Raw genomic sequence first — 16,346 nt, 5'->3', positions numbered from 1 at the left:
GCTAAGCGCCGCCGTCGCCCGCGCCGCCGCCGTCTCCTCCCGGTGCCGGGACGGTCGGCCTTGTCGGGAAAGTCCAGGTTGGGCGGCTGTGAGTGGTGGTCGGCGTTTCAGTGGTGGTCGGTGGCGCCGACGTGGTCGTTGCAGTTGTCGCGGTGGTGGTCGGGCTGGTCGTCGTCGTGGTGGTTGTGGTGGTGCTCGTCGTCGTGGTTGTGGTCGGTTCTGTGGTGGTCGGCTGATCGCTCGTCGTGGTGTCCGATGTGGGGGTGTCCGTCGGCGTATACGTATGCGTCTGCGTGATCACGGTTGTCGGGGTGATGACGGTGGTGGTGTCTTGACCGTCCGGGCCGGCGGTGACCGTCGTGACCGGTGGCAGCATCGAGACTGTCGTGCTGGTCTCGGTCACCGGCGTCGAATCGCTGCTGGTGCCGGTCAGTGTCACCGCGAGACCTCCTGCTGCCAGCAGGACCGCGGCCGCGGCGGCCCCGAACAGAATCACCGGCCGCTTGTACCAGGGCAGCGGCCCTGGCTCGGCGTCGAACGACTCTTCGTGGGCGAACGCCATCTGTGGGCGGGCTGACGTCGGACCCGCCGCGCCGCTCTCGTAGGTGTGGTTGTATTCGCCCCCGGCGTAGGGCACCGGTTCGTTGCCGGGAGCGTCGTCGTCCTGCGACCACGCGAGCGAGCGAAATGTCGCGGATGCGGCACCGTCGGAAACGGATTCGCCGGCAGCCCACGCGCCGGGAGCCATACCGGTCGGGGCGTCTGCGGGGTTGATCCCGGGCGCCAGGCCGGTCGGCGCGTCGGGTGCGACGATCCCGGGGGCCATGCCGGTGGCAGCGCCCGCATCGGCGATGGTGTCGGCGAGCAGGGCGGCGCCGACAGCGGCTGCGAGCTGCGGCTGTGGCGTGGTGACCACGGGCACGCGCAGTTGCTCCGACAGGCGCTGAGTCACCAGCGGTATGGCAGCGGTGCCGCCGACCGTCGCCACCGCTGCCACGCTGGATAGTGCAATGTTGTTGCGCTGCAACATATCTTGGATGGTATTGAGCAGGCCTGCCAGTGGCTCGGCGATGAGCTGCTCAAGCTCGGAGCGGGTCACCCGGACATCCGAGCTGAACCCGGGCAGCTCGGTCGGGATGACGGCGACAGTGTCGGCGGACAACCGTTCCTTGGCCTGACGGCATTCGGAGCGGAGCCGGGCCAGCGATCCGACTGCCGCCGTCCCGGCAGGATCGGCATTGCCGGCCGCCGCGACACCGTTGAGAACGTGGTTGAGCAGGGCCTGATCCACCTGATCGCCCGAGAAGTCCGGATAGCGCACGGTCTGGCCGATGGTGGCCAGGCCCGCGCCGGCGTCGGCCAGCGTCAGGCTGGTGCCGCTGCCACCGAGATCGCACAGCACCACGACACCTTCGCCGGGCAAGCCGGGGTTGGCGCGTAACGCCGCCAGCGCGGCCACGGAATCCGGGACCAGCTCCGCTGGAACACCAGCGGGTGCCAAAGCGGGCTTCCCACGCAAAGCGCCGCGCAGCGCGCCGACGGCAGCCGGGCCCCAGTACGCCGGGACCGCCACGGTGACCGGTGAACCTCCACCGGCCGCACGGGCGATCACATCCAGGGCTTCAGCCAGGGCAAGCTCGCCGCGATGCTGTGAACCGTCGGCGGCCACGATCGGCACCGGATCACCGGTCCGCTCGACGAAGCCGGTCAGTGGCAGGCCCTGGCCGGCGTATTCGCCGACCTCGGGGGCGCGGTCGGCGAACAGGGTGAGAATCGAGCGGCGTAGCACCGGCGGACGGCCCACGCGGGCGGCCACCAGATTGGTTGTCCCGATCGACAACCCCAGTGCGTCGGTCATCAGGCGTCACTCCTGTGTTGTCTGGGCGGTCCCCACGATAGCGGCTCCCACCCCCGGCATTGAGCATTGATCCCCTAGTGGCGGGAATCCCCTAATGATCGAGCCCCTAATCAGGGCGCCGAGAGGGTGGGTTGGACACCGATCCCTGTGGCGTCACTGGTGGATAGCATCGATGACAGCCGTCACGAGACAGGCCCGAGATGGTCACAAGACAGTAAGGAAGGTGCTATGGCAAATTCGCTGCTCGACTTCGTCATGGCACTCGTGCGCGATCCCGATGCCGCAGCGCGTTACGCCGCAGACCCGTCGCAAGCTATCTCCGACGCCCATCTGATCGGCGTGACCAGCGTCGACGTCAATAATCTCATTCCGGTGGTGTCCGAATCGCTGACATCACCGACCGGTGGCGACGGCTTCGGTGACGAACCTGCGGGAAACGTCTGGGCAAGTGGTGCGGCCACGGCCGCGTTCGACGCTTTCGGCGACCACACACCTTTCGTTGCCGACACCGGGCACACCGTCGACCAGGTGATCATCGAGCCCGACCATGTCGAGCCCGCCGCGGTCGACGGCTTCTTCACCGATCCCGGGCTTACCGCGCCGCCGCTGGACGATTCGTCGTTGCAGCTCAGCGACAGCGTCATCGACGACGCCCCGCCTATCCACACCGACTTGGGTACGGATTGGACCGCCCCCGCGGTCGACGACCACCACCACGACGATGGTGGGGCCGCCTTCGATATGTTCAGCTGAACGCAGCGTCATCTGACGGTCACGGATTAGCGCACAACCACCTTGGTTGTGCGCTTTTTTGATGTTGACGTGCATAGATAGCGATTTCCCAGGCGTTGAGCACCTTTGCCACAGAGACCCCTAGCGATCCCCTAATCCCCTAACGGATCCCCATGAGGCACCCCGGGCGGGCGGGTTGGAGGGAGGGGATCGCGCCCCGTTTCTGGCGGCTCGACGGATCCATAACGTTGTCACCAGTTCGCCGGGACACCCCGGAACGAGAACCAGAACTCCAGACACGACACGACGAAAGGCAGTACCGAGATGATCACCTTGATCGACTTCATCATGGACCTGTTCCGCAGCCCCGCCGCAGCCGCGGCCTACGTGGCCGACCCTGAGGGCGCACTGCGCGATGCCGGCCTGCCGAACGTTTCCGCCGCGCAACTGGCGTCGGTGGCTGCTTCGGCCGCACCCGCCGGCATCGCACTCGGCAACGGCGACCCGGTCTACGGGCTGCAGCGCGCTGTGGCCGACTATCACAGCATCGCCTCCCCGTTCTCCCCGCAGACCGCGTTCACCTCGCAGCCGACCTTCGCGCCGCAGACCAACACCGACCTGCTCAGCGGTAACTCGACGGATCTGGCCAGCCACAACAACGTGCCGGTCATGAGCCCCAATCAGGACGCCGGCGCCAATGCCCAGCAGGGTGCGTTCAACCTGGGCTTCGGAGACATCACCCTGGGGAACAAACAAACCACCACCAACACCGCCACCGACGGTGCCGTGGTGAACACGGGTCACTCCAGCGGTCCCATCGTCACCGGTGACGGTGCGGTGCTCGGCCACGGCAACACCGTCAACAACGGCGACGTCTGGGCCGGCTCCGGCTCGCACGTCGCCGTCGGCCAGGGCAACGAGATCTCGGACAGCTCGCAGCACGCCGGCGGGCAGATCATCTCCGGCAACGAAGGCCCGGTCATCAGCGACAACGATTTGAGTGGCGGCCACGGCGGCGGCGCGAGCGCCAGCGGCAGCGGTGGTGGTCTGCTCAACATCGGCGGCAGCGGCGGCCACGCCAATGCCGGTGACGGCGGCAACGCCGGCTCGATCATCGTCACCAGCAAGGACAGCCACGCGGTTGGCGGCGACCAGACCACCGCGGGGCACGATCTGGGCAGCGGCAACACCAGCTCGATCGACTCGTCGGTGCACACCGCGTCGTCGACCAACACCTCGCTGTCCGATCAGTCGGTGCACGACAGTTCGGTGGGCAACACCAGCACGCTGCACAGCGACAGCTCCGTGCACAGTTCGGTGACCGACGACTCGGTGCACCAGGTTGGTGGTCTGCACACCAACGTGTCGACCACCAACGACGTGGCCAGCCACAACACCGTCGACCCGCACGCCGGGTTCCACGGCTTCTGATCGGCACAGCACCGCTGCTGGCGGGGACCCCAAGGGTCCCCGCCAGTTCGCCGTTTACCGTTAGAGGCCGGAGGGTTCCCGTATGACGCAATCGAATGACCCGCGCAAAACAGCGGTGATCGTCGAGCTGATCGACCACACCAGCAGGATCGCCGGCGCCAGAGATCGTGGTGACCTGGTGGAGAGTCTGGCCCGTGCCAAGGAGCGCATCACCGACCCGCACATCCGGGTGGTCATCGCCGGGCAGCTCAAGCAAGGTAAGAGTCAACTGCTCAACTCGCTGCTGAATATGCCCGTAGCCCGGGTCGGTGACGACGAGAGCACGGTGCTGGCCACTGTGGTGTCCTACGGCGAACAGCCCTCGGCGCGGCTCGTGGTGGCCCGGCCCGACGGCGCCGAACCCGAACTCGTCGACATTCCGCCGGGCGAGTTGCGCAACGATCTGCGTCGCGCCCCGCAGGCCGGTGGACGGCAGGTGTTGCGGGTCGAGGTGACCGCGCCCAGCCCCCTGTTGCAGGGCGGGTTGGCGTTCATCGACACCCCGGGCGTGGGTGGCCACGGGCAGCCGCACCTGTCGGCGACGCTGGGCCTGCTGCCCGACGCCGACGCGATGTTGATGGTCAGCGACACCAGCCAGGAATTCACCGAGCCCGAGCTGAGGTTCATTCGGCAGGCACTCGAAATATGCCCGGTGGCAACGATTGTCGCGACCAAGACCGATCTCTACCCGCACTGGCGTGACATCGTCGCCGCCAATACCGCTCACCTGCAGCGCGCCGGACTGGCGGTCCCGGTGACTCCGGTGTCTTCCATGCTGCGCAGCCACGCCATCCAACTCAACGACAAGGAACTCAACGAGGAGTCCAACTTCCCGGCCATCGTCAAGTTTCTCTCCGAGCGCGTGCTGACCCGGGAGAACGACCGGATCCGCGATCAGGTGGTCGATGATATTCGTTCCGCCGCAGAACATTTGATGCTGGCTGTGGAGAGCGAGCTGGCGGCGATCAACGATCCGGATGTTCGCGCGCAGTTGACCGACGAGTTGGAGCGGCGCAAGCAGGAGGCGCAGGATGCCCTGGCGCAGAGCGCACTGTGGCAGCAGGTGCTCAACGACGGTATCGCCGATCTCACCGCCGACGTGGATCACGATCTGCGGCAACGGTTCCGGACCATCAGCACGCACACCGAGAAGATGCTCGACACGGTCGATCCCACGGCACACTGGGCCGAGATCGGTGCCGAGCTCGAGGACGCAGTGGCCACCGCCGTCGGCGACAACTTCGTGTGGGCCTATCAGCGTGCCGAGGCGCTGGCGGCCGAGGTGGCCGACACCTTCACCAAGGCCGGCCTCGACGCGGTTGCGCTGCCGCAGATCGATGCGCGTGGCATGGGCGCGGGTTTCGGTGAGTTCAGCTCGGTACAGAAGTTGGAGGCCGGGCCGATCAGGGCGGGCCACAAGGTCGTCACCGGGATGCGCGGCTCTTACGGCGGCGTGCTCATGTTCGGCATGCTGACTTCCTTCGCCGGTCTCGGCATGTTCAACCCGCTGTCGCTGGGCGCGGGACTTCTGTTGGGCCGCAAGGCTTACAAAGAGGACATGGAGAACCGGATGCTGCGGGTGCGCGGCGAAGCCAAAGTCAACGTACGTAAGTTCGTCGACGACGTGGCGTTCGTGGTGGGCAAGGAATCCCGCGACCGGCTCAAGGCCATCCAACGTCAGCTGCGCGACCACTACCGCGACGTGGCCAACCAGACGAACCGCACCCTCAACGAGTCACTGCAGGCCACCCTCTCGGCGGCCAAAGTCGAGGAGAATGAGCGCAACACCCGTGTCGCCGAACTGGAGCGTCAGCTCAACATCCTCAAGCAGGTGGTTGAGCACGCTGGGAACCTTGCCCAGGCTGCCCCGCTAGGCTCGCGGGGTTAAGTGAAAGGTTCGGATTTCGCAGCGTGAGCACGAGCGATCGGGTGCGCTCGATTCTGGGCGGCACCATCCAGGCGTATCGGGGTGACCCGGCGTACCGTGACCGGCCCGACGTGCACAATGAGCTCGACCGGATCGGGCGTCGGCTCAACCAACCGATCCGTATCGCGCTGGCCGGCACCCTCAAGGCGGGCAAGTCGACGCTGGTGAATGCTCTGGTGGGGGAGGACATCGCACCCACCGACGCCACCGAGGCGACGCGCATCGTCACCTGGTTCCGGCACGGACCGACCCCGAAGGTGACCGCCAACCACCGCGGTGGCCGGCGAACCAACGTGCCGATCGCGCGCGACCCGCACGACCGCAGCCTGACATTCAGTTTCTCGGGGCTGGACCCTGCCGATGTCATCGACCTCGACGTGGAATGGCCCGCCGCCGAACTCGTCGACACCACGATCATCGACACCCCCGGCACGTCGTCGCTCTCGCGCGACGTCTCCGAACGCACGCACCGGCTGCTGGTGCCCGAGGACGGAGTGCCGCGGGTCGACGCGGTCGTGTTCCTGCTGCGGACGCTCAACGCCGCCGACATCGCATTGCTCAAACAGATCGGTGAGCTGGTTGGAGGCTCGTCGGGCGCGCTCGGCGTGATCGGCGTGGCATCGCGCGCCGACGAGATCGGTGCCGGCCGGATCGACGCCATGATGTCGGCCAAGGACGTCGCCAAGCGGTTCACCGCCGAGATGGACAAGACCGGGATCTGCCAAGCCGTGGTGCCGGTGTCGGGGCTGCTCGCGCTGACCGCCCGCACGCTGCGCCAGAGCGAGTTCGTCGCGCTGCAGAAGCTCGCCGGAGTCGACGCCACCGAGATCAACAAGGCCATGCTGTCGGTGGATCGCTTTGTGCGCGAGGATAGTTCGCTGCCGGTGGATGCGGCGACCCGGGCGGCGCTGCTCGAGCGGTTCGGCATGTTCGGCATCCGGATCTCCATCGCGGTGCTGCGTGCGGGCATCTCCGATTCCGTGGCGCTGGCCGACGAACTGCTCGAACGCAGCGGCCTGATCGCACTGCGCGACGTCATCGACCAGCAGTTCGCGCAGCGGTCCGATCTGCTCAAGGCACATACCGCCCTGCTGTCGCTGCGGCAGTTCGTGCAGCACAACCCGATCTACGCGACGCCCTACATCCTGGCCGACATCGATCCGCTCCTGGCCGACACGCACGCGTTCGAGGAACTGCGGCTGCTGAGCCAGCTCCGGGGACGCCCGACGACGTTCAACGAGGACGAGATGGTCTCGCTGCGTCGCATCATCGGCGGTTCGGGCACCGACGCCGCGAGCCGTCTCGGTCTGCAACCCGACACTCCCTACGATGGCCCACGCGCGGCATTCGCGGCCGCGCAGCGCTGGCGGCGGCGGGCCGAGCACCCGCTCAACGACCCGTTCACCACTCGCGCCTGCCGGGCCGCGGTGCGTAGTGCCGAGGCGTTGGTTGCCGAGTATTCAGCCCACAACCGCTGAGCCCAGCGAGGAGCCGGAGGCGGATCGCGCATCGGCGGGTGCAACGAATCGGGCTCTTCGGCCGACATAGAGGGTATGCGTGGTTGCCTGGGGTTGTCGGTTGGTGCGACCAACCTGGTAGCGGTCGCTGACCAGGCGCCGATCGTGCGGCGCAGCCTGCTGACCCTGTTCGAGGACCACAGGCCCGAGGTCGGCGCGGTGAATGGGGACGGACTTGTCATCACCGGCTTCGTGGAGCGGGTCGGTGATCCCATCCCGCTGCTCGCGGCCGACGGCTCGGCCCACCGTGGCGAGCAGTTGCTGGCCGCCGCGGTCGAATCGCTCACGCGCACGGTCAGTCCGGCACAGCGGCCTGAGAGCACCGTGGTGGCGGTGCCCGCGTACTGGAGTTCGACGGCATTCGATGCGGCACGCGCCGCACTGCCCGGCGTCCGGGTGGTACCCGATGCCGTTGCGGCGTTGACGGCGATACAGAAGCATCCCGGGCTGCCGGCTCGCGGCGTCGTCGCCCTGGCCGATTTCGGCGCCACCGGAACCAGCCTCACGCTCGCCGATTCCGTCGCGCGTTTCGCACCGATCGGACAGACCGCGCGTTACGACGATTTCTCTGGTGACCTCGTCGACCAGGGGCTGCTGCGGCACGTGCTGAGCAGCCTCGATGCCGAAGACTCAGGTACCGCGGCAGTGGCTGCCCTGTCCCAGCTGCGTGAGGAGTCCCGGGCGGCCAAGGAACGATTGAGCTACCAGGCTTCCACCGGACTGTCCGGCCCGGAGCCGGGCAGCATGCTGAGGCTCACCCGTGCCGAGCTCGAGGCGGTGGTGGACGCGCCGCTGCGCGGCGTGATCGAGGCGCTGCACGATCTACTGCGGCGTAACGGCGTGCACCCGGCGCAGCTGGCGGCGCTTGTGACGGTCGGCGGTACCGCGCGGATTCCTCTTGTGACACAACGACTTTCCGAAGCGTTCCGGATGCCGGTGACTACCGTCGCGCAGGCTCAGGTGGTGACCGCGGTTGGCGCGGGTCTGCTTGCGCGCCGCGGGGAGGCCGAGACCGCGGCGACACGGCGCGCGGTGATGGCTCCGTCTTCCAGGACCGGTACCGTGGCCGCATCGGCGCTGGCGCCGGCCCCGCTGGCCTGGTCGGTGAGCGACCAGGCCGCCGAGGTCATGGACTACATCCCCGAATCGGTGTCCGAGGATTCCGCACGACCCGCATTCACGTTCGCCGAACCCGAGGTCGAGCCCGCTACGGCGGGCCGCACCCGGTGGTATCGCGGCATCCTGGTGTGCGCCGCGGTGCTGCTCGCGGTCGTCGGCACCGTCGGCCTGCTGCTGTCGGCCCACGCCGACAAGATGGACGCCGCACCTGCAAGCTCGCCCGCCGCACCCGGGTTGGCACCCGCCGAAGCTCCGTTGGCGCAGGTCGGGGCGGCGCCGCCCACGCGTACCGTCGTCGTGCAGGACGCCCCTGCTCAGGCTGTAGCTCCAGCGCCCGCCCCCGTAGTGGCACCGTCGTCGGCGCCCTATGCGGTGCAGCGCCAGCAGGTGGCGTCGGCTCCGGCGCCGCAGGCCGCTCCCGACCCGGGCCCGCCGCCCGCAGCCGCGGACATCCCGGTGCCGGCTGCAGCACCCCCGGCTCTCGAGCTGCCACCTATCCCGCAGTTTCCCATCCCGGCATTGCCGCTACCGCAGCTGCCGGTTCCGCAGTTGCCGATCCCGACTTTTCCCGCGTCCATGCCACCTCGGCCGCCGACGCACACGCCGGCTCCGGAGCCGACCCACGTGCACAGACAAGCACCTGAGCCTGCACCTCAACCCAGCTCGGCGCCGCAGCCGTCCGACCCGACGGAGCCGACGACGTCTGCGGTGCCTACGCCGTAATCGCTGCTAGTTGCCGTGGCGGCGGGGGAACTCCGGGACGGTCACGGTATCGGTGACCACGGTCGTGCTCGTGCTGACTGTCACCGACGGCTCGGTCGTGGTTGTCGTCGTGGCCGGCTCTTCGGTTGTCGTGGTTGCGGTCGTCGTCTCCGTGTCAGTGGCCGTCGGAGTATCCGGCGCCTCGGTCTCGGTGACGGTCTGCGTGGCCGGCGGAGCGACCCCGGGAGCCTCCTGGGCCGGAGTGGTCGTCGCTGTCGTCGTCACCGACGGCGTGGTCGACGATGTCGTCGTGACACCCGCGGGCTTGGTGTCGCCTCCCGACGAGAACAGCTGCACGATCGCATAGACGACCAGCGCCACGATGATCGCGCCGAGGGCCCCGAGCCCGAGGAGAGCGGCTGGTTTGCGGTACCAGGGGACAGGTTCGGGTGCGGGTGGCTCGGGCTGTGCGCCGTAAGCACCGTAGCTCTGGGCGTATTGAGTCGGTTCGTTGTCGTCGGAGTAGTAGTTCGACACGTGAACCGATGGTAGCGGCGTCAGTTACCGGGAATCGGATAGAGCGTGCGTGTCACGTTCTGGCGGGGCCGGGGGAGACTGGTGCTGGTTTCACCGGCGTGGGTGCGCGTGGTGGGTAGATCGCTCCTCGTCGACGGCCCCGACGACGAGGTGTCGGTCGGCGTCGCGGTGTCGGTTGGCGTCGCGGTGTCCGACCCGGACGTCGTGGCAGCATCCGTCGGCGGCCCGAAATCTGTAGTGCTCACCGGCCCCGTGGTCGTGATGGTGGCGGTCGTGGTTGTCATGGAACTGGTCGGTGTTGACGATGCGAATGTCGGGTCGACGAACTGAGTCGGTGCTTCCTGCGGGCTGTTGGCGCTGCTCGTCAGGCTCACCACACCCCACACCAGCAAGGCGATCACGCCCAGTGTCACGGCGCTCGCACCGGCGACCACTGGTGTCGAATGGTGCCAGGGCGGCTCGGGAGCCTGGTCGTCGTCCTTGGCAGTCACGGGCTCCGATGATAATCGCGTTACCTGGCCCTGCTCCGCTCAGCTCAACTGGGCGACGACTTCGTTCGAGAACAGCTCGAGGTGGTCGAGATCGGCCATGTCGAGCACCTGGAGGTAGACGCGCTGCACTCCGGATTCGAGGAACGGACCGAGCTTGTCGACGATCTCGGCGGGCGTCCCGACCAGCGGTGAATTGCTGCGCAACTCATCGACCTCACGGCCGATGGCCGCCGCCCGGTCGGCGATCTCGGTCTCGGTGCGACCCGCACACAGGACGAACGCCGCGGAGTAGGTCAGTGAGTCCGCCGCCCGACCCGCGGAGTTGACCGCGTCGGCGACCCGTGCGAACTGCGCCTTGATGGTGTCCAACGGCACGAACGCGATGTTGAACTCGGCGGCGAATTCCGCGGCCAGCGCCGGAGTGCGCTTGGGGCCGCCACCACCGATGATGATCGGCGGATGCGACTGGGTCGGCTTGGGCAGGGCCGGTGAGTCGACGACGGTGTAGTGCTTGCCGGAGAAGTCGAACTTCTCCCCGACTGGGGTGTCCCACATGCCGGTGATGATCCGGAGTTGTTCGGTCAGCCGGTCGAACCGTTCACCCAGCGGCGGGAACGGGATGGCATATGCTTGGTGCTCGGCCTCGAACCAGCCCGCGCCGATGCCCAATTCCACACGGCCACCGCTCATCTCGTCGACCTGAGCGACGGAGATGGCCAGTGGTCCGGGGTAGCGGAAGGTCGCCGAGCTGACCATCGTGCCCAGCCGGATGGTCGAAGTCTCTCTGGCGATGCCGGCCAGCGTGACCCAGGAGTCCGTAGGCCCGGGCAGGCCGTCACCGCTCATCGCGAGGTAGTGGTCGGACCGGAAGAAAGCGGAATACGCCAACTGTTCGGCCGCGCGGGCAACAGCCAGCTGATCGGAGTACGTAGCGCCTTGCTGGGGTTCGACGAACACACGGAAATCCACGACCTCCACCCTAGGGCTCCGAACGGTGTGCGTGCTCCACCTTGGGTGCCCTTTGGTGATCGACAACCGGAGGTTGGTGAATTCTGTTGTCGTACATGTCCTGTGGATGGACTAGGGGTTGTGGATAACTGGTTTGCGGGTCGGGGTGCGGCGGTAGAATTCGAACATGCTTGCGAATGCCGTCGTGGACCGGGAAACGGTGCTGGCGGTGTTCGACGAGTACGACACGGTCTGCGAGAAACTGGCCGCGTTGACCTTCGCGGCGATGACCCTGCCCGAACTGCTGGAGCTGCAATCCCGCCGCGAGATCCACGCCCGCCGCGCCCCCGCCGTGGATCATCGGCTACTCGCCGAAGCCCAAACCCGGACCACCGCCCGCGAGATCGGCGCCAAAAACTGGGCCGAGGTGTTGGCGATCCGGTTGCGGATCAGCCGCACCGACGCCACACGCCGCATCGCCGATGCCGCCCTCCTCGGACCACGCACCGCCACCACCGGTGAACCGTTGCCACCGGTCCTGCCGGCCACCGCCGCAGCCCAGGCCACCGGCCAGATCAACACCGGCCACGTCGCGGTCATCACCACGTTTTTCGACACATGCCCGGTGCCGCTGGACGCACCAACCCACGCCCAGATCGACGATGACTTGGCCGCCATCGCCTGCGGTAACTCCCCGGAAATCCTGAAACGCTGTACCCAACGCATCACGTTTCTGCTCCACCAGGACGGCCCCGAACCCCCCGAATCCGTCCAGGAACGTCGCCGCGGCATCCAGATCTCCCCACAAGGACTCGACGGGTTGAGCAAGATGCACGGGTATCTCGACGCCGAAACCGCGGCCACCTTCGCAGCGATCCTGGCCAAGTTGGGTGCCCCCGGTATGTGCAACCGTGCCGATGACACTCCGTGTGTCGACGGCACCCCCAGCACGCAGGCCATCGCCACCGACACCCGCAGTACTGCGCAACGCACCCACGACGCCTTCCTGGCGATGGGCCGCGCACTGCTGGCCTCAGGGACACTAGGACAACACAACGGATTACCGGTATCGGTGGTCATCTGCACCACGGTGGGGGAACTGGAATCCCTTTCCGGGGTCGCCACCACCAGCAGCGGCACCCGACTATCCATCCCGCAGGTCATCGCCATGGCCGCCCACGCCCGGCACTACCTGGCGGTGTTCGCCAACCACAAAGAAATACCCCTGTATCTGGGCCGCAGTAAACGCATCGCCTCGCCCGGGCAACGCCTCGTGCTGCACGCCCGCGATCGTGGCTGCACCAAACCGGGCTGCGCGAACCCACCGGACCGCTGCCAGGGCCATCACGGCCAACGGGACTACGCCCAAGGCGGCCGGACCGACATCACCGACCTGGCCCTGGCCTGCCCCGCAGACAATCGCCTCGTCAACAAGCACGGCTGGACCACCCACATCCGCACCGACGGCCGCGTCGAATGGATCCCACCCCTACTGCTCGACACCGGCCAAGACCGCCTCAACCACTACTGGCACCCCGAAGACCTCTCCCACCCGAACGAAGAGCCGCTCAGCGATGGCTGCGGCGCGGACGCCACCGACGCCTTGATGCGCGACGCGGAGTCTGAGAAGCCCAGCCGGAAGTCCGACGAGCCCAGCAACCGCCACGGGCCCGACGATCCCTAGAGGCCGCGGCGGGCGGCCCGCAGCGCGGCGACGGCGTCGTCGTCGCCGGAGAACGTCACCTCGGCCTGTTCGCGGCCCGCGGCGAACATCAGCAGCTCACTGGGTGCACCGGTAACGGTGACCGCTGGGCCGTGTCCGACCGTGACCAGCGTCTTGCCGTCGGGGGTGTTCAACGTGACCCGTGCCGGTGATCTCGACATCGTCATCCTGGCCATGCCGGACACCATGCGGGCCAGTGTGCTCACGGTGGATTCGTCGAGTTCCCTTGGCTTCCAGCCGGGTTGGGCACGTCGCACATCCTCGTTGTGGATGAACATCTCGGCGACGTTGACCAGCGGGTCGAGCAGGAAGAACGGTGAGTACAAGGGCGGGCCCGCGGCGATCTTGTCGACCAGCTCGTCCCAGCCGGTGGCGACCGTTATTTGGTCCTGAACTCTGGCCGTGTAGCCGGCCAGCTGTGGCAGGAGAATGCCAGGTGCCGCATCGAGCCTGTGCTCCCGCACCACCAGGTGGGCGGCCAGATCACGGGTTTTCCAGCCCTCGCACAACGTAGGGGCATCCGGGCCTGCGGATCGCATGGTTTCGACGAGCGCCGCGCGCTCACGCTTGGCTGCTGTGGTCATGCGCGATCCGCCTTCGGCTCCTCGCTGGAAGTCATGCGCGATCCGCCTTCGGCTCCTCGCTGGAACTCATACCGCAACTCTAAAACGTCTGTACACCCTGCACCGCGACAACCATGCCGTGACCGCTGGCGTCGTTGGTGAACCGGGTGCCGTCGCTGTCGGCATCGATGGTCCAACCCAGTGCCCGGTAGCTGCGGTAGTCCAGGGTCACCGCCGGGATATCGCCGAGATTACCTACCAACCAACGGATTTGGCCGTCAGCTCCGACGCGAACCCCGTTGGCGGGCGAGCCGTCGATGACCGGTGAATTGGTGAACTCGGATTCGCAGCCGACTTCTTCGCTGGAGATCTGGCAGCGCGTCTTACCGGACTTGGTTTGGATGAAGACGTAGCCGTTCTTTGGTTCGAGCTGTGTGGCGCCGGCCGGCCCCTGAGGTGTACTCGGCGCTGTGGTGGTGCTGGGTGAAGGCGCCGGGCTGGACCGGCTCGGACGGGGCGTCGGGAAGCTGGGTTCGCCCAGTTGGGGTGCGCTGGTGACGGGGGTGCCCTCGATGCTGGAATGGCACGCTGTGAGCACGGCGCCAGCTGCCAGCAAGGCACCCAGCATTCGCCGAGTCATCACGCGACAAGGCTATGCACTGAGCTGCGCGGATCGGGCTATGACGCGCCGGACATCGCTGCGTAGCCGCCGGCAAGAGCGCGTAGCTGAGCAGCGCCGTCGCCGGTATACGACGAGCCGTGCAGGATCGCCAGCGTCGGCGGGTTCAGCTCGGCCAGTTGCGGAATAGCCCATCTGCTTCCAATGCCGGTGTCACGCAATCGGATTCGGTGAGGGCCGGGTATTGTCCGGTGTGGAAAAGGAACGGTTCGTCGCCGGTCAGCAGGAACTGGTTGAAGGTGAAGCCGTGGTCGGTGATGCCGGGCACACAAGTGGAGATTCGGATCTCATCGCCGTTCTCCGTCAGGACAAGTCGCGGAATGCGAGCGCGAAGCCGCCGATCGCCGTGACCGCGGCGACGGCGTAGCCGATGATCGACCACCAGCCCATGTGGTAGTACGCGGTGATCGCTACGATCGCCATCGCGACGAACACCATCACCATCCCGTACAGCGGTGGCCGGGCGGCGTAACGGTTACGGGTCATCGGTTCACCTCGTCATCGCAAGCCTGTGGGTCTCACTCTTCAGGATCCACCGGACGATTAGCCACCACCGGGAATTCACCCGTATAGCCCATGCGCTCTTGCGCGGCCGCCATCACCCGGCCGCGAACCAGGTACCAACCGCCGATGAGCATCGGGATGAGAATCACCAGTGTCCCGATCGTCCAGGTGCCGATCGGAGCGTCGAAGGCCATCAACACCAGGACCGCGAACAGGAACAGCAGCGTCGCATATCCGGTATACGGGGTGAGCGGCATCCGGAAGCTGGGCCGCTTCATGATGCCCGCGTCGGCCATCTTCACCAGGCGCAACTGACACAGCACGATCGTGCCCCACGAGGCGATGATGCCGAGCGCGGCCATGTTGAGCACGATCTCGAAGGCCTCACCCGGCTCAAAAGCGTTGAGCACCACACCGAACAGGCAGATCACACACGTCAATACGATCCCGCCGTACGGCACGCCGCTGCGCGACATCCGCGCCGTGAACCTGGGTGCGCTGCCGTTCATCGCCATCGAGCGAAGGATCCGGCCGGTGGAGTACAAGCCGGCGTTGAGACTGGAGAATGCGGCGGTGAGCACGACGACGTTCATCAGATCGCCTGCGCCACTGAAACCGATCTTGGAAAAGAACGTGACGAACGGGCTTTCGTGCTTGTCGTAGGCGGTGTACGGCAGCAGCAGCGCGAGCAGCACCACCGATCCGACGTAGAAGATCGCGATGCGGGCTACTACGGAGTTGATGGCGCGCGGCATGATCTTCTCCGGATCCGCCGTCTCGCCGGCCGCGGTACCGACCAATTCGACTGCGGCATAGGCGAACACGACACCGGAGGTGACGATCAGCAGCGGCAGTACGCCCGTCGGGAACAAGCCGCCGTGTTGCGCGATGATGCTCAGGCCGGTGCTCTGGCCGGCGACCGGATAACGGCCGGCCAGGAAGATGGTGCCGACGACGAGGAATGTCATGAGCGCGAGTACTTTGATCAGCGCGGCCCAGAACTCCATCTCCCCGAACACCTTGACCGAGATCAGGTTCACTCCAAGCACAATCGCCAACGCCAGCAAAGCCAACAGCCACTGGGGGACGACGTCGAACGTCTTCCAGTAGTGGAAGTAGGTGGCGATGGCCGTGGTGTCGACGATCGCCGTCATCGCCCAGTTCAGAAAGTACAGCCAGCCGACCGCGAACGCCGCTTTCTCCCCGTAGAACTCGCGGGCGTAGGACACGAACGATCCCGACGACGGCCGGTGCAACACGAGTTCGCCGAGCGCCCGAAGGATCAGGAACACGAAGACGCCGCAGACGGCATACACCAGGAACAGGCCCGGCCCCGCCGAGGCGAGCCGACCGCCGGCACCGAGGAAGAGACCGGTGCCGATGGCGCCGCCGATCGCGATCATCTGCAGCTGCCGAGGCTTGAGGCCCTTGTGGTAGCCCGCGTCTTCCTTCGTCAGGTTGGGCGACGGGACGGCAGCGGGTTGGGCTTGCGGAGACTGCGCGGTCATCGGAGTCCAATCTCGGCTGTGCAGCTGTCGGACAGCCTGATTGAACGAGTGTGACACCGGTCACGTTT

General features: G+C 66.9%; 15 protein-coding genes. 6 read left to right on the top strand and 9 right to left on the bottom strand.

What is annotated here, in order from left to right:
• Position 1: 1 nt before the first annotated feature.
• Positions 2-1,858, bottom strand: coding sequence for an Hsp70 family protein (locus B133_RS0116035; RefSeq protein ID WP_018602489.1), 1,857 nt, complete (start codon positions 1,856-1,858; stop codon positions 2-4).
• 228 nt (positions 1,859-2,086) lie between these two features.
• On the opposite strand from B133_RS0116035, the gene B133_RS0116030 reads away from it, so the two are divergent.
• The 5 genes from B133_RS0116030 (at position 2,087) to B133_RS0116005 (ending at position 9,346) form a co-directional block, all read left to right on the top strand.
• Positions 2,087-2,611 carry an IniB N-terminal domain-containing protein gene (locus tag B133_RS0116030; protein WP_018602488.1) on the top strand — a complete coding sequence of 175 codons (525 nt, stop codon included), beginning with the start codon at positions 2,087-2,089 and terminating at the stop codon, positions 2,609-2,611.
• A gap of 303 nt (positions 2,612-2,914) precedes the next feature.
• Positions 2,915-4,021, top strand: coding sequence for an IniB N-terminal domain-containing protein (locus B133_RS0116020; RefSeq protein ID WP_026256499.1), 1,107 nt, complete (start codon positions 2,915-2,917; stop codon positions 4,019-4,021).
• Between the two features lie 82 nt (positions 4,022-4,103).
• Positions 4,104-5,948 carry an isoniazid-induced dynamin-like GTPase IniA gene (gene iniA, locus B133_RS0116015; protein WP_018602485.1) on the top strand — a complete coding sequence of 615 codons (1,845 nt, stop codon included), beginning with the start codon at positions 4,104-4,106 and terminating at the stop codon, positions 5,946-5,948.
• 23 nt (positions 5,949-5,971) lie between these two features.
• Positions 5,972-7,465 carry a dynamin-like GTPase family protein gene (locus tag B133_RS0116010; RefSeq protein ID WP_018602484.1) on the top strand — a complete coding sequence of 498 codons (1,494 nt, stop codon included), beginning with the start codon at positions 5,972-5,974 and terminating at the stop codon, positions 7,463-7,465.
• A 75-nt stretch (positions 7,466-7,540) separates the two neighbouring features.
• Positions 7,541-9,346, top strand: coding sequence for an Hsp70 family protein (locus B133_RS0116005; RefSeq protein ID WP_018602483.1), 1,806 nt, complete (start codon positions 7,541-7,543; stop codon positions 9,344-9,346).
• A 6-nt stretch (positions 9,347-9,352) separates the two neighbouring features.
• Here B133_RS0116005 and B133_RS0116000 read toward each other — a convergent pair whose 3' ends face one another.
• The 3 genes from B133_RS0116000 to B133_RS0115990 are packed head-to-tail and all read right to left on the bottom strand — an operon-like array spanning position 9,353 to position 11,322.
• Entirely contained in the window at positions 9,353-9,862 is a 510-nt protein-coding gene (locus B133_RS0116000; RefSeq protein ID WP_018602482.1) for a hypothetical protein, read from the bottom strand.
• A 20-nt stretch (positions 9,863-9,882) separates the two neighbouring features.
• Positions 9,883-10,353 carry a hypothetical protein gene (locus B133_RS24660; protein WP_198291008.1) on the bottom strand — a complete coding sequence of 157 codons (471 nt, stop codon included), beginning with the start codon at positions 10,351-10,353 and terminating at the stop codon, positions 9,883-9,885.
• A gap of 39 nt (positions 10,354-10,392) precedes the next feature.
• The gene (locus B133_RS0115990) at positions 10,393-11,322 is read right to left on the bottom strand and encodes an LLM class F420-dependent oxidoreductase (RefSeq protein ID WP_026256498.1); all 930 of its coding nucleotides are present in this window, start codon (positions 11,320-11,322) and stop codon (positions 10,393-10,395) included.
• 166 nt (positions 11,323-11,488) lie between these two features.
• On the opposite strand from B133_RS0115990, the gene B133_RS0115985 reads away from it, so the two are divergent.
• Positions 11,489-12,985: an HNH endonuclease signature motif containing protein gene (locus B133_RS0115985; RefSeq protein ID WP_018602479.1), complete on the top strand. Its 1,497-nt coding sequence runs from the start codon at positions 11,489-11,491 to the stop codon at positions 12,983-12,985.
• Here the strand turns inward: B133_RS0115985 and B133_RS0115980 are convergent.
• From B133_RS0115980 to B133_RS0115960, 5 genes are all read right to left on the bottom strand, one after another.
• On the bottom strand, positions 12,982-13,608 hold the full coding sequence (locus tag B133_RS0115980) for a TIGR03085 family metal-binding protein (protein ID WP_018602478.1): 627 nt from the start codon (positions 13,606-13,608) through the stop codon (positions 12,982-12,984). The two genes, B133_RS0115985 and B133_RS0115980, sit on opposite strands and share 4 nt — an antisense overlap.
• A gap of 79 nt (positions 13,609-13,687) precedes the next feature.
• Positions 13,688-14,227, bottom strand: a complete 540-nt coding sequence (locus tag B133_RS0115975) for a hypothetical protein (protein ID WP_036418667.1) — start codon at positions 14,225-14,227, stop codon at positions 13,688-13,690.
• A gap of 145 nt (positions 14,228-14,372) precedes the next feature.
• Positions 14,373-14,534 (bottom strand): hypothetical protein, encoded by a 162-nt coding sequence (locus B133_RS24970; protein ID WP_018602476.1) that lies wholly within the window; start codon positions 14,532-14,534, stop codon positions 14,373-14,375.
• Between the two features lie 35 nt (positions 14,535-14,569).
• A complete protein-coding gene (locus tag B133_RS0115965) occupies positions 14,570-14,752 on the bottom strand; it encodes a hypothetical protein (protein WP_018602473.1) in 183 nt (60 codons plus the stop codon).
• A 32-nt stretch (positions 14,753-14,784) separates the two neighbouring features.
• Complete coding sequence (locus tag B133_RS0115960; RefSeq protein WP_018602471.1) at positions 14,785-16,278, bottom strand: amino acid permease; 1,494 nt, start codon at positions 16,276-16,278, stop codon at positions 14,785-14,787.
• Positions 16,279-16,346: the final 68 nt, after the last annotated feature.

The sequence above is a fragment of the Mycobacterium sp. 155 genome (genome assembly GCF_000373905.1).
In the GTDB taxonomy this organism is placed as follows: domain Bacteria; phylum Actinomycetota; class Actinomycetes; order Mycobacteriales; family Mycobacteriaceae; genus Mycobacterium.
This window is presented reverse-complemented; position numbering and strand designations above follow the sequence as displayed.

Excerpts from the sequence above, each read along its gene's own strand:
- B133_RS0116035 (WP_018602489.1), bottom strand. The coding sequence starts at position 1,858 with ATGACCGACGCACTGGGGTTGTCGATCGGGACAACCAATCTGGTGGCC.
- B133_RS0116030 (WP_018602488.1), top strand. The coding sequence starts at position 2,087 with ATGGCAAATTCGCTGCTCGACTTCGTCATGGCACTCGTGCGCGATCCC.
- B133_RS0116020 (WP_026256499.1), top strand. The coding sequence starts at position 2,915 with ATGATCACCTTGATCGACTTCATCATGGACCTGTTCCGCAGCCCCGCC.
- iniA (WP_018602485.1), top strand. The coding sequence starts at position 4,104 with ATGACGCAATCGAATGACCCGCGCAAAACAGCGGTGATCGTCGAGCTG.
- B133_RS0116005 (WP_018602483.1), top strand. The coding sequence starts at position 7,541 with ATGCGTGGTTGCCTGGGGTTGTCGGTTGGTGCGACCAACCTGGTAGCG.
- B133_RS0115985 (WP_018602479.1), top strand. The coding sequence starts at position 11,489 with ATGCTTGCGAATGCCGTCGTGGACCGGGAAACGGTGCTGGCGGTGTTC.
- B133_RS0115980 (WP_018602478.1), bottom strand. The coding sequence starts at position 13,608 with ATGACCACAGCAGCCAAGCGTGAGCGCGCGGCGCTCGTCGAAACCATG.
- B133_RS0115975 (WP_036418667.1), bottom strand. The coding sequence starts at position 14,227 with ATGACTCGGCGAATGCTGGGTGCCTTGCTGGCAGCTGGCGCCGTGCTC.
- B133_RS0115965 (WP_018602473.1), bottom strand. The coding sequence starts at position 14,752 with ATGACCCGTAACCGTTACGCCGCCCGGCCACCGCTGTACGGGATGGTG.
- B133_RS0115960 (WP_018602471.1), bottom strand. The coding sequence starts at position 16,278 with ATGACCGCGCAGTCTCCGCAAGCCCAACCCGCTGCCGTCCCGTCGCCC.